General features: G+C 48.1%; 20 protein-coding genes, 1 other RNA gene and 1 pseudogene. 8 read left to right on the top strand and 14 right to left on the bottom strand.

Annotated features, from left to right (window positions below):
* Positions 1–171: 171 nt before the first annotated feature.
* From KP22_RS08925 to nifJ, 3 genes are all read right to left on the bottom strand, one after another.
* Positions 172–969, bottom strand: coding sequence for a deaminated glutathione amidase (locus KP22_RS08925; RefSeq protein WP_039323799.1), 798 nt, complete (start codon positions 967–969; stop codon positions 172–174).
* Between the two features lie 21 nt (positions 970–990).
* Positions 991–1,527, bottom strand: coding sequence for a cytochrome b561 (gene cybB, locus KP22_RS08920; RefSeq protein WP_039303552.1), 537 nt, complete (start codon positions 1,525–1,527; stop codon positions 991–993).
* A gap of 272 nt (positions 1,528–1,799) precedes the next feature.
* Complete coding sequence (nifJ, locus tag KP22_RS08915; RefSeq protein ID WP_039323797.1) at positions 1,800–5,333, bottom strand: pyruvate:ferredoxin (flavodoxin) oxidoreductase; 3,534 nt, start codon at positions 5,331–5,333, stop codon at positions 1,800–1,802.
* Positions 5,334–5,723: 390 nt separating this feature from the next.
* Between nifJ and KP22_RS08910 the strand changes: the two genes are divergently transcribed.
* Entirely contained in the window at positions 5,724–6,149 is a 426-nt protein-coding gene (locus KP22_RS08910) for a hypothetical protein (protein ID WP_039323794.1), read from the top strand.
* A 77-nt stretch (positions 6,150–6,226) separates the two neighbouring features.
* On the opposite strand, the gene KP22_RS08905 is transcribed toward KP22_RS08910, so the two are convergent.
* Positions 6,227–7,156: a LysR substrate-binding domain-containing protein gene (locus KP22_RS08905; protein WP_072012563.1), complete on the bottom strand. Its 930-nt coding sequence runs from the start codon at positions 7,154–7,156 to the stop codon at positions 6,227–6,229.
* 106 nt (positions 7,157–7,262) lie between these two features.
* Between KP22_RS08905 and KP22_RS08900 the strand changes: the two genes are divergently transcribed.
* The 3 genes from KP22_RS08900 (at position 7,263) to KP22_RS08890 (ending at position 9,465) form a co-directional block, all read left to right on the top strand.
* On the top strand, positions 7,263–7,748 hold the full coding sequence (locus KP22_RS08900) for a GNAT family N-acetyltransferase (RefSeq protein WP_039323790.1): 486 nt from the start codon (positions 7,263–7,265) through the stop codon (positions 7,746–7,748).
* 270 nt (positions 7,749–8,018) lie between these two features.
* A complete protein-coding gene (gene abiEi, locus KP22_RS08895) occupies positions 8,019–8,564 on the top strand; it encodes a type IV toxin-antitoxin system AbiEi family antitoxin (protein WP_039282029.1) in 546 nt (181 codons plus the stop codon).
* Positions 8,548–9,465, top strand: coding sequence for a nucleotidyl transferase AbiEii/AbiGii toxin family protein (locus tag KP22_RS08890; protein WP_039323788.1), 918 nt, complete (start codon positions 8,548–8,550; stop codon positions 9,463–9,465). Before abiEi ends, KP22_RS08890 begins: the two co-directional genes overlap by 17 nt.
* A 228-nt stretch (positions 9,466–9,693) precedes the next feature.
* Here KP22_RS08890 and KP22_RS08885 read toward each other — a convergent pair.
* From KP22_RS08885 to KP22_RS21635, 5 genes and pseudogenes are all read right to left on the bottom strand, one after another.
* A pseudogene (locus KP22_RS08885) lies at positions 9,694–9,996 on the bottom strand (integrase arm-type DNA-binding domain-containing protein); the annotation flags it as partial.
* 265 nt (positions 9,997–10,261) lie between these two features.
* Positions 10,262–11,287 carry a reverse transcriptase family protein gene (locus KP22_RS08880; RefSeq protein WP_039323782.1) on the bottom strand — a complete coding sequence of 342 codons (1,026 nt, stop codon included), beginning with the start codon at positions 11,285–11,287 and terminating at the stop codon, positions 10,262–10,264.
* A gap of 270 nt (positions 11,288–11,557) precedes the next feature.
* Positions 11,558–11,920, bottom strand: a complete 363-nt coding sequence (locus KP22_RS08870; RefSeq protein ID WP_039323777.1) for a hypothetical protein — start codon at positions 11,918–11,920, stop codon at positions 11,558–11,560.
* Positions 11,920–12,765 (bottom strand): phosphoribosyltransferase-like protein, encoded by an 846-nt coding sequence (locus KP22_RS08865; RefSeq protein WP_039323774.1) that lies wholly within the window; start codon positions 12,763–12,765, stop codon positions 11,920–11,922. Before KP22_RS08865 ends, KP22_RS08870 begins: the two co-directional genes overlap by 1 nt.
* A gap of 1,037 nt (positions 12,766–13,802) precedes the next feature.
* The gene (locus tag KP22_RS21635; protein WP_072012561.1) at positions 13,803–14,048 is read right to left on the bottom strand and encodes a helix-turn-helix domain-containing protein; all 246 of its coding nucleotides are present in this window, start codon (positions 14,046–14,048) and stop codon (positions 13,803–13,805) included.
* Between the two features lie 155 nt (positions 14,049–14,203).
* Here KP22_RS21635 and KP22_RS08860 point away from each other — a divergent pair, with 155 nt between their 5' ends.
* A complete protein-coding gene (locus KP22_RS08860; protein ID WP_039323772.1) occupies positions 14,204–14,485 on the top strand; it encodes a helix-turn-helix domain-containing protein in 282 nt (93 codons plus the stop codon).
* Between the two features lie 108 nt (positions 14,486–14,593).
* On the top strand, positions 14,594–14,860 hold the full coding sequence (locus KP22_RS08855) for a helix-turn-helix transcriptional regulator (protein WP_039323770.1): 267 nt from the start codon (positions 14,594–14,596) through the stop codon (positions 14,858–14,860).
* A 67-nt stretch (positions 14,861–14,927) separates the two neighbouring features.
* Here the strand turns inward: KP22_RS08855 and KP22_RS08850 are convergent, their stop codons facing one another.
* From KP22_RS08850 to smpB, 3 genes are all read right to left on the bottom strand, one after another.
* A complete protein-coding gene (locus KP22_RS08850; RefSeq protein WP_039323768.1) occupies positions 14,928–16,169 on the bottom strand; it encodes an integrase domain-containing protein in 1,242 nt (413 codons plus the stop codon).
* A gap of 190 nt (positions 16,170–16,359) precedes the next feature.
* Positions 16,360–16,722: a transfer-messenger RNA gene (gene ssrA / locus KP22_RS21630) on the bottom strand.
* 49 nt (positions 16,723–16,771) lie between these two features.
* Positions 16,772–17,254: an SsrA-binding protein SmpB gene (gene smpB / locus KP22_RS08845; RefSeq protein WP_039303608.1), complete on the bottom strand. Its 483-nt coding sequence runs from the start codon at positions 17,252–17,254 to the stop codon at positions 16,772–16,774.
* Between the two features lie 154 nt (positions 17,255–17,408).
* Between smpB and KP22_RS08840 the strand changes: the two genes are divergently transcribed.
* Both KP22_RS08840 and KP22_RS08835 read left to right on the top strand, forming a co-directional pair.
* Complete coding sequence (locus KP22_RS08840) at positions 17,409–17,855, top strand: type II toxin-antitoxin system RatA family toxin (RefSeq protein WP_039303611.1); 447 nt, start codon at positions 17,409–17,411, stop codon at positions 17,853–17,855.
* Positions 17,845–18,126: an RnfH family protein gene (locus KP22_RS08835; protein ID WP_414625928.1), complete on the top strand. Its 282-nt coding sequence runs from the start codon at positions 17,845–17,847 to the stop codon at positions 18,124–18,126. Before KP22_RS08840 ends, KP22_RS08835 begins: the two co-directional genes overlap by 11 nt.
* A gap of 237 nt (positions 18,127–18,363) precedes the next feature.
* On the opposite strand, the gene bamE is transcribed toward KP22_RS08835, so the two are convergent.
* A complete protein-coding gene (gene bamE, locus KP22_RS08830; protein ID WP_011092444.1) occupies positions 18,364–18,699 on the bottom strand; it encodes an outer membrane protein assembly factor BamE in 336 nt (111 codons plus the stop codon).
* Positions 18,700–18,851: 152 nt separating this feature from the next.
* A complete protein-coding gene (gene recN / locus KP22_RS08825) occupies positions 18,852–20,513 on the bottom strand; it encodes a DNA repair protein RecN (protein WP_039303617.1) in 1,662 nt (553 codons plus the stop codon).
* Positions 20,514–20,588 lie beyond the last annotated feature (75 nt).

Genomic DNA, 20,588 nt, shown 5'->3' with positions numbered 1-20,588 from the left:
TTTATTTGAGTGATAAATGCGCCTCCGAATAGGGAGGCCGGGCTGCTAAGGTCGATAACGACCGGATGCGTATTATATGTGCAGAATGGCCTTTGAGGGAAACAACATGTGCAACTAATCACACTTTTTGCGCACCAATGAGAAAGCCAGTTTATCGAGTATATCGCTAACTCAGTTTTCCCCTTTCAGCGTGGGTTTTCGAAAGCGGCGATTAACCAGTACTGGAAGAGCCTGCCGAGCGTATGCCAGCCGTTCTGGTTCAATGTCGGCATAGATAAGAGCGGGTGTTTCCGGTGCCTGAACTACGACAACACCTAGAGGATCGACAACCATGCTGTTGCCGATATTCTTGATGCCGCATTCACCAACGGCGACGAGATAAGTGGTGTTTTCCAGTGCTCGTGCGCGCACCAGTAGCTCCCAATGTGCTTCTTTCAGCGGCCCCTTAATCCAGGCGGAAGGAAGGACAAGTACGTCTGCCCCATCCAGTACCAGGCGGCGTGCAAACTCAGGGAAGCGAATGTCATAGCAGGTCATCAGCCCGACGTTCAACCCAGCGATGGTCAACAGCGGTGGAATCGCTTCACCTGCCAGTACGTTTTCCGATTCCTGTACGGAGAACGCATCATACAAGTGCAACTTTCGGTATTGGGCGATGATCTCGCCGTTACGCAGCGCCAGTAGCGTATTCCAGACTTTCCCTTCTCCGTTCGGGATATGCACACACAGCATGGTCGTCAGGTTGTTGCCCTTGCTGGCTTCCAGCAAATGCGACACAAACGGGCCATCAAGCGGCTGGGCGGCGGTGAGCACCATATTAGGATTGGTGATATCGCGAGCCAACACGCCTTCAGGCAGCACCAGTAGATCGGCACCGTTTTGCTGTGCTGCTGACATGAATTCAGCGATTGTCGTGGCGTTTTGTTGCCACTCGCGGTCAACAGCGAATTGTCCCAGCGCGACTTTCATTCTTAATCCTTCTTTGCCTGATTAATCTCGTTTGGCCGGCATCATGCGCAGTAGCGTGTTGTCTTTCATGACATAGTGGTGGAACAGGGCGGCGGCGGTATGCAGCGCAATGAGCCAGTACCCTAACGGTGCCAGCGTTTCATGCCAGCCAATCAGTGTTTCAGCAAGGTCGAAATTCGGCGTAGCGGATGTTGGCATACTGATGCCAAAAAGCATCCAGTCGCGGCCGTTGTAATAGCGTGAGGCAACGCCCAGTATCGGCAGCGTGATAAACAGCAGGTAAATGACGGCGTGAGTGAGTGAACCCAGCAGACTCAGCAAACGAGACGGCGGTGGCGTAATAGCGGGTGAGGTATGCCGATGGCGTAAGAACAGACGTGCCAGCATAAGAACCAATATGGTTACGCCACAGCTAAAGTGCGTCACGATCATCACGGTGCGCAGCAGTGAACCTCGTTCAGCAAATCCGCGTAGTTCTATCGTGGCATAGGTAACAACGAGCAAAATAAAAACCAGCCAGTGCAGTGCAATCTGCGATGGTGCGAACTTTCCTTTCATGTTTCATCCTCTGCAACGTTGAGATCGATTTAACACCGTAACGAACGAATAATCCCATAAAATATAAGGTAACGTGCTTCTTGTCAGCCCTTCTTTACCCTGCCTGACAAACTGGATTATCTACGTTGGATTTTTTGGTATTAATCCCGGTTTGCTGCTCCGTTTGTCGTAGGGATCAGCAGATAAAATTGCATTGATGAGCCAGTACGAAGGGGAGATCTCGGAAAACGTAGATATAAAAAAACCGGCCGAAGCCGGTTTGAGATGAAGGATTATTCCTGCGGATTTTTCTCTGCCTTGCCTGCCATCATGGTCAGGAAGTCAAAGCGGCGGCGCAGATCCAGTTCTGCCTCTTCATAGAGCAGTGCGGTTTCTTCCGGCATCATGCTATTCAGGCGACGGAAGCGTTGCTCTTTCAGCAGCGTTTCGCTCAGGCTGCTTGATGGCGGACGAGAATCCGTCACTAACGCGGCTTTACCTTCTTCGGTGCGACGTGGATCGAAGCGATAGAGTGGCCAGAAACCGGTAGCCGTCAGTTGACGCATCTGATCGTGGCTGAATGCCAGATCGTAGCCGTGCTCTTCACACGGGCTGTAGGCGATAATCAGTGACGGACCCGGCCAGGCTTCAGCTTCCTGAATCGCTTTCACGGTTTGGTTCAACTGTGCACCCAGCGAGATCTGCGCAACATACACGTGACCGTACATCATGACGTTGATGCCCAGATCTTTACGCGCTTTGCGTTTACCTTTCTCACCAAATTTGGTCACTGCGCCCAGCGGTGTTGCTTTGGACTGCTGGCCACCGGTGTTGGAATAACACTGCGTATCCAGCACCATCACGTTGACGTTTTCGCTCAGGCTCATGACGTGATCTAACCCGCCGTAGCCGATGTCATACGCCCAGCCATCACCACCGATGAGCCAGATGGATTTATCGACAAAGTGGTCGGCTTCGCTCGCCAGCACCTTGGCGTCGGTATCATTGACGGCTGTTAGCAATCCACGCAGTTGCTCAATCTGCTGGCGGCGGAGATCGGGCGCGATGGATTCTTCCTGCAACGCACTAACCAAATCCTGCGGCAGTTGCGGTGCCAGTTTATTGAGCAGACGTACGGCGCGCTGACGGTGTTGATCGACGCTCAGACGGAAGCCCAGACCAAATTCGGCGTTGTCCTCGAACAACGAGTTAGCCCAGGCTGGGCCGCGACCGTTGGCATCGGTGGTCCACGGCGTGGTTGGCAGGTTACCACCATAAATAGACGAACAGCCCGTCGCGTTCGCTACCAGCAAACGATCGCCATAGAGCTGCGTCAACAGCTTGATGTACGGCGTTTCGCCACAGCCTGAACAGGCTCCTGAATACTCGAACAGCGGCGAAATCAGCTGAGAAGTGCGAATATCAATACGTTCCAGCGTAGATTTGTCGATTTCCGGCAGTTGCAGGAAGAAATCAAAGTTCTCTTTTTCCGCCGTCAAGTTATCCAGACGGGATTCCATATTAATGGCTTTAATTTCTGGATTCTGACGGTCTTTGGCCGGACAGACTTCCACACACAAATTACAGCCGGTGCAGTCTTCTGGAGCGACTTGCAACACATATTTCTGACCGCGCATGTCGCGCGCTTTCACATCCAGTGATTGAAGTGAAGCTGGTGCCTTCTCCATCGCATCTGGCTGAACCACTTTGGCGCGGATAGCCGAATGCGGGCAGGCGGCGACACAGTGGTTACACTGCGTGCAGAGCTGCGGCTGCCAGAGCGGAATTTCTTCCGCGATATTACGTTTTTCCCACTTGGTGGTGCCGGTCGGCCAGGTGCCATCGGGCGGCAGGGCAGAAACGGGCAGCGTATCGCCCAGCCCGGCCAGCATCGCGGCTGTGACGGTCTTGACGAAATCGGGTGCTGCGTCGGAAACCACTGGCGGGCGCTGTGGGCTGTCTGGGTTGACGGCTTCTAGCGGGACTTCTGCCAGCGCTTCCAGCGTGGCGCTCAGTGCCTGCCAGTTACGTTCAACCAGTTCCTGACCTTTACTGCCGTAGCTCTTGGCGATAGCGGTACGCAGTTTTTCTACCGCCACATCCGCTGGCAGAATCTGTGACAGGTGGAAGAACGCCATCTGCATGACGGTGTTAATACGCGCACCCAGATGGCACTCGCGAGCAATTTTGGCGGCGTTGATACAGTACACGCGAGCATTGCGCTGATTCAACCCTGCCTGGACTTCCTGCGGTAAACGGTGCCACAGATCGTCGCTGCTATACGGCGAGTTAATCAGGAAAACGCCGCCGGGCTTCAGTCGTTCGACCATGTTGTATTTGTCGATAAACTGCCACTGATGACAGGCGACGAAATCGGCCTGATCGATCAGATAGGCTGAGTTGATCGGGTGCGGACCTACGCGCATGTGGGAAACGGTGAGGCTACCGGCTTTTTTCGAATCATAGACAAAGTAGCCTTGTACAAACATCGGGGTGGTCTCACCGACGATTTTGATTGCATTCTTGGTCGCAGAAACGGTGCCGTCACTACCCAGCCCGTAGAACAGGGCCTCGAGTGATGCGCTGCTTGGAAAGTGCTGTTCTGGCAGTGGCAGGGACAGATTAGTGACATCGTCATAAATCCCCACGGTAAAGCGTGGTCTTGGGTTAGCGAGTGCTAACTCATTAAAGATCGCCTGTATGCACTGTGGGGTAAATTCTTTGGAAGACAGCCCGTAACGTCCACCAATCACGCGTGGCATAAGTGAACGCTCACCAGCGGAGAACGCCTCGGCTAGCGAGGTCATTACATCGAGATACAGCGGCTCTGCCAATGCGCCCGGTTCTTTAGTGCGATCCAGCACCGCAATGCTCTTCGCCGTGTGTGGAATAACGGCCAGAAAATGTTTGGCAGAGAACGGGCGATACAGGCGAATTTTCACTACGCCGACTTTCTCGCCGCGCATCAATAGCGTATCGACCACTTCTTCACAGGTCCCGACACCGGATCCCATCAGGATGACGATTTTGGTCGCCTCCGGGTGGCCGTAGTATTCAAACGGCTGGTACTGGCGTCCTGTCGCGGCGGCGAAATCGTTCATCGCCTGCTCAACGTGCCCATAACCTGCGTCATACCACCGATTAGTGGCTTCACGAGCCTGAAAGAAAGTATCTGGATTGGAGGCGGTACCTCGAATCACCGGACGTTCTGGTGTGAGTGCTCGCTCACGGTGTGCATCAATGGCCTGCTGTGGTAGAAGCTGGCGGAGCACATCATCACTCAGCGGCTCAATCTTGTTAATTTCGTGCGAGGTACGGAAACCGTCGAAGAAATGGATAAACGGCAGACGGCTATTCAAACTGGCGATTTGCGAAATCAGCGCAAAGTCCTGCGCTTCTTGCACATTGCTGGCACACAGCATGGCGCAACCCGTCTGGCGTACGGCCATGACGTCCGAGTGATCGCAGAAGATGGACAGCGCATGCGTCGCAACCGTACGCGCCGCGACGTGTAGGACGAACGGGGTTAGCTCACCGGCCAGCTTATACAGCGTGGGGATCATCAGCAGTAGACCCTGCGATGAGGTAAATGTGGTGGCTAGAGTACCCGTCTGCAATGCGCCGTGGACGGTAGCGATCGCGCCGCCTTCCGATTGCATTTCAACAACTCGAGGCGTGTCTCCCCATATATTCACCCCGCCGTCGCTCGACCAGGCGGCCGCGTGTTCAGCCATGCTGGAGCTGGGAGTGATGGGGTAGATGGCGATGACTTCACTGCTTCGCCACGCCACAGAGGCGACTGCGTTATTACCGTCGGTGGTGATCATGACTTATAGCCTTATTGCTCACTAAGCCTTTCATTTTACATGGTCTTTTGGGGCGATGAAAATGATTGGGCATAAACGAAAATACGATTTTTATCGGAGGATTATCGCATTTCAGGAAAAAAGAGGGTGGAACGATGTATGCGGAGTTGTATCAATATGTGTTTTATCCCCGTCATACCTCAAGCTACCTTTTCTGCGCGCTGTTTTCGTGATTAGGAAGAGCCGCGTTTCCGAAAGATGGGCGTTATTATATACCTCAGAGCAGGTTGATGTCTTTTTGTACCCCTTAAAGAGTACTGGAGCATGATTTTGTTTGCTCATTACTGTCATGACAGGTAGCGTGCTTAGACTAAAATAACATCTGTAATGAATGCATGAAGGAACCGAACGATGATAAATGATGAAATAAAAAATAAATTGGTTTCCGTACTGGCTTCACAACAGGCGCAGGGAAAAACGCCAGAACAGGCCGTCGAACACATCCTTCAGGCATTGGGTGGGCGAGCAGGTGATGTGTCCCGTATTTCAGTTTTGACGTCGACATTAATTGCCGATGTGCTTTATACCGTGTATCAGGAGGCGATTACCCCCCAGCAGATTGCGGTGATTTTAGGTAAGTTGGGCTATGCCGCCCGCGATATAGCCGCTGCATCACACGCTATCTATCCTCAACTGACCGTTCAGGTCGTCGGTCAGGTCTTACAGAACCCGGAGATTTATCCGACGATCGATCGCGCTGCGCTACTCGATGCGTTGACCTACGCAAACTTTTCCAAAGCGGAAAGCGAGCAGGCTGCTGATGCTCTCGGTGTTTAATACCAGAGCGATTCGATACCAGAACAGTACCGAAGAGTAGACAGCCAGACTCGTGATTTTCCCATTGTCGCTATCAGCTAGTTGATGGGGAGCACCAGCCTGTGTAACAGATTTTTAATCCACTGACTGGCTTCTGAGCGGCTATTGCGGCAATGGCTGTAAATCTTCACGCGATAGGACGGCACCGTGAAAGGAAGGGCGTGAATGCGCAAAGGCAGAAATTGCGCAAAGATTGTTGCGACATTGCGTGGTAATGCCATGATCAGCGTCGAATCGGCAATGATAAACGGGGCGCTCATCATGGATGGCGTTTTCAGCGTGACATGACGCTTCTTATTGAGTTTATCCAGCGCGTAGTCAATCACCCCGCGCGATTCATTCCAGGGGGTAACCACAAGGTGCCGGGCAGCAAGGTAATCATCCAGCGTAAGCGCTTCACCTGAAGGATAATCGGCAGCGGTGATGATGACATAGCTGTCTTCAATCCAGTCTATCTCCTCAATCTCTCTGTTCTCCGCTTGCGTCATATCAGTGAACCCTAAAGCAAAGTCGATTTTACCTGCCAGTAAATCCGTAATCGCGACTTTCTGCGGTGAATACAGCAGATTAAATTTGATATGGGGTGCCAGCTTTTCCATTTTCGCCATCAGGGTAGGAAATACCGAAAACGCGGTGTAATCGGTGATTGAGAAGGTAAAACTTTCCGTACTACGGGCAGGATTAAAACGTGGTCGTGGCGTCAAGCCTTGCGTCAGCAGTGTCAGGCTTTCCGCTATCGGCCCGGCGATGTCTTCCGCTAATACGGTTGGGTGCATGGTGTTGCCAACCCGAAAAAACAGCTCATCGGAAAACGTATTGCGCAAGCGAGTCAGCGCGTGGCTGACTGCCGATGCACTCATTGCAAGCTCTTTTGCCGCGGTGGCGACCGATCGATGCTGATATACGCTGTTAAACACCACCAGTAAATTTAAATCGATACGCCGTAAATCCAGATGCATAGTGTTCATCAGTCGCTGTAGAAAATGCAGTTCATACAGTATTTTTAATTCGGTAGCATGGCAAGTCTCGGTTATTGTTGGTAATGGAAAATTCGCACCGGAGAAAAGAAGCTTTATGAATATTGTTATCCGCCCTGCACAGAAACCAGACGCGAGTGTGATCCTGGATTTAATTATTGAGCTTGCCGTGTACGAGAAGGCTCGTCACGAAGTGTTGGCCTCGCTTGAAGATATTGAGAACTCGCTATTTGGTGAGGAAGCGACGGCTGAAACGCTGATCTGTGAGATTGATGGCAAGCCCGTCGGCTATGCGATTTTCTTCATGAGCTATTCAACCTGGCTGGGTAAATACGGTATCTATCTGGAAGATCTCTACATTGCGCAGGCGTATCGTAATGCAGGAGCGGGCAAAGCACTGCTGAAACAGGTTGCTCGTCTCGCGCAGGAAAGACAGTGCGGACGGCTGGAATGGAGCGTGTTGGACTGGAATCAGCCTGCAATCGATTTCTATCAAAGCATTGGTGCACAGCCGCAGGATGAGTGGGTTCGCTATCGGATGGACGAAAAGGGCATTGCCGATTTTGCTGGGGAATCTGAATAATTCACGTAACTAAATGATATTCATGTTTTAAGTGTGAGTTCAGACTTTGTTTGTAGGACTAAGCGTATACCAATGCAGAAAAGTGATAGGTTTTTTTGCTAGAGTTCTCACTCTATGAATCCCACCTTTTTGTCACCTCAAACTATGACAATTCTTTGATAAGTATACGTGAATATCACTTTTTAGTGGTGTTGGTGTGTACTTGACGGATGGTTTCGATTCAAGTATACGTGAATAACACAATTATGTGGTTTTCATGTGGACTTATGAATGGACAGGATCACTGCTATTGAGCGTTTAAATGCTTTCGATAAGCAAGGGCGTTATGTCTTCACCTCCCGCGATTTAGCCAAGATTTTCCATGAAGATACGCCCAGAGCGTTTAATGCCGGGCTAAATCGTTTGGTAAAAGATGGCATTCTTACCCGTGCGATTCGCGGTGTGTACGTCTATAACCATGCCAAAAGTAAAGATGCCTATACGCTTGAGCGCATCGTGTTAGCGCTACGCCGTGGTGAATATAACTATCTTAGCCTTGAATCCGCATTGTCAGAATATGGCGTGATTTCTCAAATCCCTATTGACCGGATCACGGTGATGACCACCGGACGTTCCGAAGAACATAAAACGCCTTTTGGGGTGATTGAATTTACCCATACCAAGCGGCCACCAGAGCAGATTTTGCAGGATACCTATTTTGGTAATTCCCCGTTACGGCAAGCAACGAAGAAAACTGCCGTGAGGGATTTACGCCGCGTTGGGCGCAATACCCACCTGATTGACGAATCGGAGCTATATCATGAATCAGAAAGTTAACTTTGCCGAATTGGTCAGCAAAGCGGTGGAATCAGCCGAGCTTGAAGGTTTGCGCAATGTGGTGGAGAAGGAGCTTTTGCACTACGACATCCTCTATTGTTTGGATAATGCGGGCTTGCTGGAGCAGCTTACTTTTCAGGGAGGGACATCGTTAAGGCTGTGCCATGGCGCAAACCGCTTCAGTGAAGATTTGGATTTTGCCGGCGGTGTCGCGTTTTCTGGCGCAGACCTGAAGAACATGAAAGCCTGTATTGAAGATTATCTGGGGAATCGGTACGGCCTTGAGGTCAACGTGAAAGAGCCAAATGAATTGCGGAATGAACCCGGTTATGAGGAAGTTCGCATCGACAAATGGCAGGTGTCTGTGACCACAGCACCGGAAAAACGCGATATGCCAAGGCAACGGATCAAGATTGAGATCGCCAATATCCCGGCTTATACCCGAACGCCGATGACGCTAAAACGTAACTATGAGGTTTTACCCGATGGTTATTCCGATACGCTGGTCATGTGTGAAACGCTGGATGAAGTGATGTGCGACAAACTGGTTTCGCTTGTCGCCACTACCAAATATACCCGCTATCGTGACGTGTGGGACTTGCCGTGGCTGATCCAGCAAAACGCGACTTATGATATCGATCTGATTCGTAAGAAAATACAGGATTACCGCATCCCTAATTATGATGAACTACTGGCACAGCGCATACAGAGCATCGATCAGGTTGTGGGGGATGGTCGCTTTAGCGCTGAAATGCGGCGATTCCTGCCACAAGCAGTATTTGATAGAACGTTAGGGCGTGAGGCTTTTAGCCAATATTTAAGCAGCGAATTAAAAGCACTCTTAAGTGCGTTACAGCAAGCGTTAAAAGGAGAGGGCGGGAAAGTGCCGTTCGTCATGTAACGCCAGTAGCCAAAATAAAATGATTTTGTACAAAACTGTTCACTCTCTTCACCTTTCATTTTTTATCTTAATCTTTAGTGAGTTAAGTGGTTAACAGTGAGTGAACAGGTGACGAGTCACTCATCACCCATGCAGGTCAGATATGCCTAGGTCGTCATTGTGGTACTCTTTATCGCATATATATGCGGATTAAAGGTGAAAGCACATGCGTTATGAAATGGCGGTACTCGCGGCTCTGGTATCGTTGTTATGGATCTGTGGGTCGATGCCATTGGCAAGTAAGGTGAGGTATTCATCACGTAAAGCTCTTGCTTTCGCCAAGGTGAGATGAGGATAGGTTCCTAAGCTCATTTTTGTTCGCTTTTTAGTTACTGGAACTGCATACCTGAAATACCAATTTTTCTTACCACCCTTTGATAGGGGAGCGATTCGTAGCATCAGGCCGTCACCATCAAAAAGGTTGATTTCCTTTTCTGCTGGCTTGGTATTTTTGATTTCAGTGTCAGTGAGTTTCTTAGCGATCTTTGCCATTTTAGGACCCTCGATTTTGGGACCCTTTCATGTGGGTCCCAAAAAGGGTGCCATAAGTAGTAGTTTCCAGCAATTCTCAGTAGACATCACTGGACGTAAAAAAGCCCGCAGGGCTTGTGCCATGCGGGCTTAGTGGACTTCTTTGGCGTTCTATAGAAAAGCTGGGGGAAGTTGAATTTATTATGTATTATTCTAATTAGACTAGTTATTTATATTTCATTTGTTAATCAAGGGACCTAAGTGTGGGCCTAACTTGGTTATATATCTAATGTTCTCTAAGAATGGCCAACAGCATATCTCTTCCGTTTATTGCTGTTTCATTACTAGGTTCAATTTGTAGCCAGAAGTTAACTTTACCAAGGATAGATAATAGGTAATTTGGATCTTTTATTTTTTTTCTAGATATGTGAGAGATATATCCATATTTTTCAATAAAATGAAGATCGCTCTTTAATTTTCGTTTGTATTCTCTTGGCAAAGATAATGTTTCCCCAGACACTGATATGCCAGTGATTATTTTTTTATTAGCATTAATTAATAGCGACGTTTTATCTTTATTGACGAAAAGACCATAGCTCTCTATTATTTCTGTAATGATATTAATTATATTGTAAGGTATGTAATCTCCTGAAAAACACATATCATCTGCATAACGTGAATAAGATAAATGATAGGCTTTACTTAGTTTTTCTAATCTATCATCTAGTTTTTTTAGTAATAAATTAGACAAGTATGGGCTGGTGGCAGCACCTTGCGCTAGTTTTTTTTCATAACAACATAGAGCACTTAAATAGAACGAAACGTTATCAGCATATCCTAATTTTTTAAAATAATTAATAACCCAGTTTATAGGAATCGTCGGGAAGAAATTTTTTATATCTATTTTTAGTAAACTCGCTTTTCCTAAATGAACGGATGCATTAGTAATGATTGATTTTGAAGGGTTAAAGCCATGACATGCTTTGTCAGGGGAATCTTTAAGTAAAATATTCTTATATATCCATTTCTGACACATTAGAAGTGAAGGGTATGGTGAAACAATTTTTCTGGTGCCACCTCGTTTTTTGAGAATATTAAATTCGCGATAAAAACTATCAGGCGAAGAAACCATCTTATCAAGAGTGTTTTCATCTATTCCGATTAAATGCGCTAAGTGCTGCTTTTCAAAAATAACAGGTACTTTTGATTCCAGAATTTTTTTTATATATGGGATGTAAATATTGATTTGCTCATCCGTTACTCCTCGATCAGCAAAAAAATCAACCCATGACGCTAACTCATTATTTTTCATAGTTAAAATGGCTTACAGAAGATACCTTCAATACTTTAGCGAGTGGATTGGAGCAGCAAAATTTTGCGAAATCGCAAAAATTTGCTGATTCAATCCAGATAATAAAGGTGAGTAGCGAAATGTTTCGCTGCGAAGCTTTATTATCATTATCCAAGGAATTGCAAAGCATTGCAATTCCTTGGAACTGGGTTAACCCAGACCTAATCATGAGAGCGACTCCACTCTAACATACTAGCTTCTGTAAGCCATTTCTACATTCTCTATGGTCATTTACTTATTGTCAATACTTGGCTTGAGCTTTTTACTCAATAATCTTATGCTTGGAACATACTTATAATTTATATCAAGCTTGGGACCACGCATAGATTTTGGCACCTCTCTCCATGTCTTTTGGGGATTATCTAAATGATCGTTACTAATCGTCAGTATAAGTTTACGCCCCGAAAGAGTTATATTTAAAAGGATTCCATCAACATTAATGTACCCAGTTTCTTTTAGTTCATTAACATTCCTAGAGAAATCAGAGAATGGTACTTTTGTTCTTTTAAAAACAGAGAAGCTGTCAAGTGTTCTGCTGCTTGCAGAGAATAATGTTTTGAGAATGGTTATTTTGATTTTGTTAATTTTTTTCATTAAGCATCACCCATTGCTCTAACTAAAAGAGTACGTCTATTTTTTTTATTTTCATATTCGGCCCACCAAAATATTGGAAAAACGCTATTAGGTAGGTTTATATTTTTCCGATAATAAAGAGCTTCAGCTTCACCATATCCCATAGACGGCATAGCTCTGCCGTTGTATTCCTTTGATAAGATTTTTTCAAGGTCTATCATTAATTTTATTTTTTCACTGCTATCATCTTTGTAAAAGTCACTTATGCCTCTTGAAATAGTTATCTGAGATGTGATGTCTATATTTTTAGATTTTATTCTTTTTATTCCCTCATCTGTTCCTGCTAAAACTTTCACTATGATTTTGACATCATCCAAATTAGCTTCTCTAAACTGTCTTTGGATTGTTTCCACTCGACCTATGACTGTTTGCCCTGAACCTACAAATTCATCTACTAAAATTATATCTCTTAATTGGGCATTTCTTCTAAATGTTTTATATGCTTGCATTGCATCATTAATAGCTTTATGACTCGCCCAATTTTGTTCTTGTAGTAGTGACTTTAAAGAATAAATGATTGCTTGCCCACTATCTGCATCATCCCCGATGCTCATTGCTGATATCAAAGTTGATTTTTCATGTATTTCTGGTTCAGTGACGATTTCTAATGCTATTTGTCGCATTAACTCTTGATACCTTTCATTATCAATAAACTCAAACCGATTCACTAAATCAATTAGTAGTTCTCTTGCTGCATCGTTTTTACACTCTTCGAATAATAAATATTCTAGAGTATCTGGGTTGTCAATTAACCATGGTTGTTTGTTCGTAAGAGTAAACAAAATCCTAAAAATATCTCTTTTCATAAAAAATTCTTTGAAGGAATGAGCGAGTTGCCAACATTAAAGATATTCCATCCGTATAGCACATGCGCATAGTATAATCAATGCTTTATGGCTTTAACCCCACAATAAACCAGCATCACTCATCTCCCACGATGATAGCATGCCTGGTCTATCAGCATTAACGTACTCGATTCCTGATTTTTGAAATTCTGTCACCAGTAATAACGCATCGGATACTGCGACCACACATAATGCAGTATATGTGATGAGTATTGCCCCTTTAGCTGCCCTGTGTCGTTTGTGAATATCTGCGATTTAGCGTGTTTTTCTGATAATACTAACAACTATAGATTGTTTTCCTACCTCTCGCCTCATCACGTCGCCCCATGTTCTCGCCCCATAGTATAGGGCGAACGGGTGAGGCGAGAACATGGGGCGAAAGAGTGTAGTCGCTTTACGACTATGTGCCGGAAGGTATACTTTCCGGCACGAACGATATGAGCCTGTTCATGCGGGCTGAACGCCCTTATTCCCTGGCTCATGGGGGTAATGTCGCGGCTGGACGCCACGCCAAAACCCCCAAGGTCAACGGCGGCACACCGTCGCGCGCTACGCGCGACCAACCCCTTTAAGACGCGCGTTTTAGCCTGTTATTTCTCTTCCTCGCTGGCTCGGTGTGAAATAACGGGAAACGCAGCTTTAAATGGGTTGGTCGCGCCACGCTACCGGCTTATGGCCGGAGACTTAGCTGCGACGGTGTGCGGGGCTAACGCCCCCCAAATAAACCGACGCGTGGGCGCGTCTTTTTGCTCGCTGGGGCGGCAAAATTTATTCGGCTCCCCCCGGCCTGCTCGGTTCACTTGGGGTGAACGCTCGCCAGTGGGTTCGGGCGACGCAAATTAACAATTTCTGCTAAATTGAATTTACTCACCTCACGCCACTTTTTAATCCATGCCGGATGCATGAATTAAAAAGCCTAAAGTCTGCGGTGAGCTCTTTTATTACATACAAAGAGCCTGCCGTTATATGCAGCATAACGGCAGGGTAATCATCATCCTCTAATCTGAAATTCCATTTCTGTATTTCCTGTGCTGCCCATTGTTATACCGCGAAGGCCAGATATCTTCAGGACGTCTATGCAAGGCTTCGGCAATTAAGCGTTCTCCTTTAGGCCAATGTCGTGTTAGTGCGTTTGCCAGTGTGGACGATGCGAGTCCCGCCTCTCTGGAAACCGCTGCCAGTGTTGTACCTCTTTTTCTTAAACCAGCGATGATATCTGCTGGATGCCAGTCTTGTTCAATCATCGGAAGTTACCCACGGTTATGGCTTATAGATAGAGGAAGAGAAGAATTCTCTTCTGGTTCTACCTGTGCTTGCGTCTTCTTTAGTAACTCTAAAGATAATGAATCTTAAGGAATGCTAAAGATGCTGTCAACTTAGTCATCAGTGGTAGATCCTTATGATCCCTGAACGTCTTAAAAATGCGAGGTTACGGGCCAATCTGACGCAAGAGCAGCTTGGCGTATTGGCTGGCATTGGAGAAGAGACGGCCTATTCTCGTCTCTCACAGTATGAGAGTGGAACGCATACGCCCTCGTTTAAAACGGTTTGTGCTTTTGCGCATGCATTGAACGTGCCGGAGAGCTATTTCTACACGGTGGACGATGACTTTGCCGAGGCGCTTCTGAAGCTGTATGCCGGTGATACTGTTCAGTGGCAACGCACACCAAATGGCAGATAAAGGGCAAACGGGCACGAAGTTCGCAACCATCTTTATAAACTCTAAAGAAAATTTATATTGAGGAATGCTAAAGATTACCGCAATACATCAACTGCCGGTAATAACTGAATGATTCCTAAGCGTTTGAAGGCAGCCAGATTAAGAGCGAATCTCACGCAGGAGAAGCTTGGTGTACTGGCTGGTATCGAAGAGGCGACGGCCTATTCGCGTCTGTCTCATTATGAAAATGGCACGCATAAACCCACTTTTGAACTAGTCTGCGAATTTGCCCGTGTGCTCAATGTACCGGAGTGCTACTTTTACATTGTTGACGATGAGTTTGCGGAAGATGTACTGAATTTGTACCTTGATCGAGCCCGCCGCAAAGAAAAATAGCACGTCTCCGATTTCACACCATCACTTGCTTATGGTGTGAAATCGGAGAAAACACGGCTTAATATTATCACCCAATCGCCTTCAGTCCTCGGATTCCGCCTTCCAGCACACTGCCATGATCCGCTGCTTTCACAAAGTCGGCCCACCATTGCATCATGGGGCGGCGTTGTTCAAGGTAGTCGCTGCGATTATAGGCTCGGCGTACTTCATTCTTATCCACATGGGCGAGGGCAGCTTCGATAACATCGGGCGGAAAGCCTTGCTCATTGAGTGCAGTGCTGGCAATTGAGCGCATGCCGTGTGATACCAGAATGCCGCCCAAGCCAGCACGTTTTAGTGCGGCGTTGACTGTCTGACTATTCATTGGCTGTAACGGCTTAATACGGCTGGGAAACACATATTCCCGATGGCTGCTTAAAGGCCGCATAAGTTCCAGAATAGCTAATGCCTGTTCTGAAAGTGGGACGATATGTATCCGCTTCATTTTCATTCGTTCTGCTGGAATACGCCATTCTCTAGCGTCCAGATCGATCTCTTGCCAGCGCGTATCGGACGCTTCAGCAGGACGGGTAAGGGTGAGAAGTTGCCACATGAACAGACAGCGGGTTGGTAACTCGATATTTGCCAGTCGCATCGTTTGCATTAGTTGCGGTAGTTGATCTGGCCGGATGCTGGGCATGTGTCTTTTCTGCGGTTTCTCGAATGCCTTGCTGATATTGACGCTGGGAGCTGCATCGATCAAACCAACGTTCATGGCATAGATCATCACCTCATTAATCCGCTGACATAAGCGCCTCACTGTTTCCAGTGCGCCTCTGGCTTGAACAGGTTGGATAGTCTGCACCAAGGTGCGTGCTTTAATGTCTGTAATACTCATTTCACCGATGGCAGGAAAGATATCCTTTTCGAGTGAGCGCCAAATATCTGAGGCATAGTCAGCGGTGATGCTGCTCTTTTTTAACTGTAGCCATTGTTCAGCAACGATCTTAAAGGTGTTGGATTTGGCTTCCAGTGCTTGCTTGCGCAGGGAATGTTGGTGTTCGTAAGGATCGATATCTTTTGTCAGAAGGGTTCGAGCTTCGCGGCGACGTTGCCGGGCATCGGCTAGGGTGATTTCGGGATAAGGGCCAAAAGTAAGTTTTGCTCGTTTTTGGGTGAAAGGGCGGAAATAGCGGTATTGCCAGACTTTCTTACCGTTGGTTTTAATCAGCAGTTGCAGGCCATCACCATCATGTAGCGTGTAATCTACTTCTTTAGGCTTGGCGGTTTTTATCTCTGTATCCGTGAGTGGTTTTGTCAGACGAGCCATAGGTACCTCTACGATTTAGGTACCCGATAGTTAGGTACCTAGCTGCTGGGTACCTAACAAGGTACCTAAAGGCACCGGAAGTCACAAGACATTAGAAGATGTCTAAGGACACAAAAAAGCCCGCAGGGCTTGCACCATGCGGGCTTTTCGTACTTCATCGGACTTATCTGGTAATACCCGATGTCTAAATTGGTGGAGCTGGGGGGATTTGAACCCCCGTCCGGAACTACTCTACCGTCGGTACTACATGCTTAGTCAGTCTTTACATTCGCTTGCCAGCTGCGGACAGACACGCCACTAACAAACTAGCCTGATTAGATTTAGCACTTCAACCCCAGGCAGGGCATCCACGCGATCTCTTTTGGGTTTGACCTCTCTTGATCCCCGTCCTAAGAGCGGAGGCTAGGGAGAGAGGGCTCTTAGCAGGTTATTAAGCTGCTAAAGCGTAGTTTTCGTCGTTTGCGACTATTTTTTTGCGGCTTTTTACGAGGCAAACCGCCCCTCGGCATGCACCTTGGGCTTTGCAAATCCCGTCGAATCCAGAATCAGCCCCAAGAAACAGTCACCAGTATACCAGAACTTACCGTTGTTAAGCCAGTGGCTTAGCGATTGGCGTTTTTCATGATACGGGCTTTATCTAACTTCCATTCACGTTCTTTGATGTCATCACGCTTGTCGTGATCTTTTTTACCTTTCGCCACGCCGATTTTGACTTTGCTCCAGGCATTTTTCCAATACATGGACAGTGCGATGACCGTATAGCCATCACGGCTGACGCGGCCAAACAGCGACTCTAGCTCGCGTTTGTTGAGCAGGAGTTTACGCGTGCGAATAGGATCGCAAACAACGTGTGATGAAGCTACGTTTAGCGGTGTGATTGTTGCGCCAAACAAGTAAGCCTCACCGTTCATGAAGGTGACATAGCTGTCGCTGAGGTTTGCTTTGCCTGCGCGCAGTGATTTGACTTCCCATCCTTGCAGCGCAAGACCGGCCTCAAATTCTTCCTCAATGAAGTATTCGTGACGGGCGCGCTTGTTTTGCGCAATGGTGGCAGAACCGGGTTTGTATGCTTTTTTCTTTGTCATAGTGCCGTCATTATACTGGATGTCATTGGGAATGAAATCCCCGCCGTGTGTCCGTGTGGTGGTTAATGATATCGTGCGATAAGCTTCGCAGAATTTTTGCCTGCCGGGCTATCAATGCTATTATTTTGCGCGTTTATGAATCACGGAAAATAGTATGCCAAAGATAAGTCGTTCCGCATTGGTGCCGTTCAGTGTAGAGCAGATGTACAAGCTGGTGAATGATGTCGCTTCCTACCCCGGGTTTTTGCCGGGCTGTACGGGAAGTCGCGTGCTCTCTTGTTCAGAAGAGGGGATGACTGCCGCTGTGGACGTTTCCAAAGCAGGTATCAGCAAGACATTTACTACACGTAATACGCTGACGCACAACCAGAATATCAATATGCAACTGGTCGATGGTCCATTCCGTCAACTGAGTGGCGACTGGCATTTTACGCCACTGAGTGCCGATGCCTGTAAAGTCGAGCTGCATCTGGAATTTGAATTCACCAATGCCTTGATTGAACTCGCTTTTGGCAAAGTATTCAAGGAGCTGGCAGGAAATATGGTGCAAGCTTTTACGCAGCGAGCCAAAGAGGTCTACAGTGTCCGCAATGCAGGTTGATGTGGTCTACGCGTTGCCAGAACGCCAGTATCTACGCACGGTGAAGCTGGAAGAGGGCAGTACGGTTGAGCAGGCTATCGTAGCGTCGGGCCTGCTGGAACTGCGCCATGATATCGATTTGCAGGTGAATAAAGTCGGTGTTTACAGCCGTGCGGCGAAGCTGGCTGATAGGGTGCAGGATGGCGATCGCGTAGAGATTTATCGTCCGTTGATTGCCGATCCGAAAGAGTTACGTCGCCAGCGCGCGGAACGTTCTAAGAATAAATCCTGAGTAATGTCGTTGAACGGCAAATGATGTACCCGCCAATCGTCTTTACCGGCATGTTCTTATAAAAAACACAGGCAAATCTGAGCATTTCAGATTTGCCTGCTGTTACACCTGTCATACCTCAAACCGCATACGCGTTGGCTTCCCTTAAGTACTTTGCCGCAGTGGACTTCGTCTTAAAGCGACGCTTCTGGCTGGTAAGATCATTCATCCGGATTCAACGGAGCGTCATTGAAAGCATTAATCCAGCGCAGGCTTATTGTTGATGTTGGTTAACACGCCACTGCCGCTAAAGGTCAGCGTCAGCGTCTGTTGTTTTACCGATTCATGGCCAGGCTGCTGGCGGAAGACGTAAAACCAGGTATCGCTGCCAAACGGATCCTGCATCATAGGCGTACCCAGCGTATAAGCGACCTGTTGTTTGGTCATGCCGGTATGAATTTTTGCAACGTCAGCCGGTGCCAGATAGTTTCCCTGATTGATGTCCGGCCGATACACCACCTTTTCCAGCGTGGAACAACCGGCAGTCAGCATAACAACCACCGCGGCGACGACAGTCAGCGTTTTACAGCGCATAGTGATTACATTCCTTAAGGGCATAGGTTGCCGATGATAATAGACCTTGCAGGACTTGGAAACCTACAAGGCGTTTGTATGACCCCAGGAAGGTAAAAAAGTTGAGCTTTTTTACCTGTGATGCGCCTTTCTTGCCCTGTCAGCAGCAGATTTTAGGCTGCCAGCAATTCTTTGGCGTTCGCCAGCGTATTTTTGGTCACGGCGCTGCCGCCCAGGAGACGAGCCAATTCCTGTAGTCTTGCGCGTTTATCCAACGGTTGCATCAACGTTTCTGTTTCTGCGCCGTCCGTTTGTTTACTTACGAAGAAGTGCTGATGACCGCAGCCTGCGACTTGCGGCAGGTGAGTCACGCACATAACCTGCGTGGATTCGCCAAGCTGACGCAGCATTCTGCCGACGATGGCGGCGGTTGGTCCGCTAATACCCACATCGACCTCATCGAAGATCATCGCTGGCGTATCCATTTTCTGCGCGGTAATGACCTGAATAATCAGTGCGATACGCGACAGCTCACCGCCCGATGCCACTTTCGCCAGAGTCTGATGCGGTTGACCGGGGTTGGTAGTTACGCGGAATTCAATATTGTCGGCACCAGTAGCCGTCAGGCTGTCTGGTGTAAATTTCACATCAATAGTGAAGTGGCCGTGTGGCATGGCTAGTTCACGCATATTGGTGGTGATGAGCTGTGCCAGTTCACTGGCGTGATGCTGGCGGCGCACGTGCAGCTGTTCTGCAAGGTGCAGCGCCTGCTGATGATATTCGCCGACGGAGGCGCTGAGCGCGTCGTGGTCGTTTTCCTGTTGTTCCAACTGCTGCTGTTCTTCTAATAGCTGCTGATGGAACGCGGGGAGCGCCTCAGGAGCAACATGGTGTTTGCGTGCCAGCGCGAGCTGACGCGACAGGCGCTGTTCTAGCTCATACAGTCGAATTGGGTCGAGATCCATCTGTTCACTGTAGTGGCGCAGCTCATCGCTGGCTTCACTGAGTTGAATGCCGGCCTCTTCGAGCATGGACAGCACGCCGGACAGCTTGTCATCCATACTGATGAGTTCGCCAAGCTGATGTTTTACGCTGTGTAGCATACTGATTATGTTTTGCTCTTCGTCTTCACTCAGCAATTGCATGGCCTGTTGGCTCATCGTCAGGAGCTGACCGCTATTTGCCAGACGCTTATATTCAATGTCAATCTGTTCGTATTCGCCAGGCTGTGGGGCGAATTCATTTAGTTCTTTTAATTGGTATTGCAGCAGTTCTCGGCGGGCTTCGCGTTCAATTGCCGCCTGTTGCAGTTGTGCCAGTGCGCGGCAGCTTTGGTGCCACTGATGCCAGACCTGTTGCATAGCAACCAGCAATTTTGGTTCATCGGCATAAGCATCTAGCAGGTGTTTTTGATGATCGGGGCGCAGCAGTAGCTGATGAGCATGCTGGCCGTGTACCTGAATCAGGTGCTGGCCGAGTTCACGCAGTTGGGACAGCGGCACGGCGGTGCCGTTAATAAAGCCGCGTGAACGACCATCGGCGCTAATCACGCGGCGTAACAGGCACTCGTTGCTGTCATCCAACTGGTTTTCTTCCAGCCACTGACGTGCCATCGGGGTATCCGTCAGCGCGAAGCGGGCGCAGATGTCGGCTCGGGCAGCCCCCGGCCTGACCATGCTGGCGTCAGAACGATTTCCCAGACATAAACCGAGGGCATCAATCGCGATCGATTTCCCCGCACCGGTTTCTCCGGTGATTACGCTCATTCCTGACTGAAAATCGATTTCTAATTCGCGCACGATGGCGAAGTTACTGATAGTGAGTTGCGCCAGCATGATAAACCCCTGTATGTAATCACATGTGATTACATACAGTATAAACTGGTTTTATATACAGTAAAGTAGCTGGAT

The sequence above is a fragment of the Pectobacterium betavasculorum genome, assembly GCF_000749845.1.
Lineage (GTDB): Bacteria > Pseudomonadota > Gammaproteobacteria > Enterobacterales > Enterobacteriaceae > Pectobacterium > Pectobacterium betavasculorum.
This window is presented reverse-complemented; position numbering and strand designations above follow the sequence as displayed.

Bases quoted from the DNA above. Each gene is read 5' to 3' on its own strand.
- KP22_RS08925 (WP_039323799.1), bottom strand. From the start codon at position 969: ATGAAAGTCGCGCTGGGACAATTCGCTGTTGACCGCGAGTGGCAACAA.
- cybB (WP_039303552.1), bottom strand. From the start codon at position 1,527: ATGAAAGGAAAGTTCGCACCATCGCAGATTGCACTGCACTGGCTGGTT.
- nifJ (WP_039323797.1), bottom strand. From the start codon at position 5,333: ATGATCACCACCGACGGTAATAACGCAGTCGCCTCTGTGGCGTGGCGA.
- KP22_RS08910 (WP_039323794.1), top strand. From the start codon at position 5,724: ATGATAAATGATGAAATAAAAAATAAATTGGTTTCCGTACTGGCTTCA.
- KP22_RS08905 (WP_072012563.1), bottom strand. From the start codon at position 7,156: ATGAACACTATGCATCTGGATTTACGGCGTATCGATTTAAATTTACTG.
- KP22_RS08900 (WP_039323790.1), top strand. From the start codon at position 7,263: ATGAATATTGTTATCCGCCCTGCACAGAAACCAGACGCGAGTGTGATC.
- abiEi (WP_039282029.1), top strand. From the start codon at position 8,019: ATGGACAGGATCACTGCTATTGAGCGTTTAAATGCTTTCGATAAGCAA.
- KP22_RS08890 (WP_039323788.1), top strand. From the start codon at position 8,548: ATGAATCAGAAAGTTAACTTTGCCGAATTGGTCAGCAAAGCGGTGGAA.
- KP22_RS08880 (WP_039323782.1), bottom strand. From the start codon at position 11,287: ATGAAAAATAATGAGTTAGCGTCATGGGTTGATTTTTTTGCTGATCGA.
- KP22_RS08870 (WP_039323777.1), bottom strand. From the start codon at position 11,920: ATGAAAAAAATTAACAAAATCAAAATAACCATTCTCAAAACATTATTC.
- KP22_RS08865 (WP_039323774.1), bottom strand. From the start codon at position 12,765: ATGAAAAGAGATATTTTTAGGATTTTGTTTACTCTTACGAACAAACAA.
- KP22_RS21635 (WP_072012561.1), bottom strand. From the start codon at position 14,048: ATGATTGAACAAGACTGGCATCCAGCAGATATCATCGCTGGTTTAAGA.
- KP22_RS08860 (WP_039323772.1), top strand. From the start codon at position 14,204: ATGATCCCTGAACGTCTTAAAAATGCGAGGTTACGGGCCAATCTGACG.
- KP22_RS08855 (WP_039323770.1), top strand. From the start codon at position 14,594: ATGATTCCTAAGCGTTTGAAGGCAGCCAGATTAAGAGCGAATCTCACG.
- KP22_RS08850 (WP_039323768.1), bottom strand. From the start codon at position 16,169: ATGGCTCGTCTGACAAAACCACTCACGGATACAGAGATAAAAACCGCC.
- smpB (WP_039303608.1), bottom strand. From the start codon at position 17,254: ATGACAAAGAAAAAAGCATACAAACCCGGTTCTGCCACCATTGCGCAA.
- KP22_RS08840 (WP_039303611.1), top strand. From the start codon at position 17,409: ATGCCAAAGATAAGTCGTTCCGCATTGGTGCCGTTCAGTGTAGAGCAG.
- KP22_RS08835 (WP_414625928.1), top strand. From the start codon at position 17,845: ATGCAGGTTGATGTGGTCTACGCGTTGCCAGAACGCCAGTATCTACGC.
- bamE (WP_011092444.1), bottom strand. From the start codon at position 18,699: ATGCGCTGTAAAACGCTGACTGTCGTCGCCGCGGTGGTTGTTATGCTG.
- recN (WP_039303617.1), bottom strand. From the start codon at position 20,513: ATGCTGGCGCAACTCACTATCAGTAACTTCGCCATCGTGCGCGAATTA.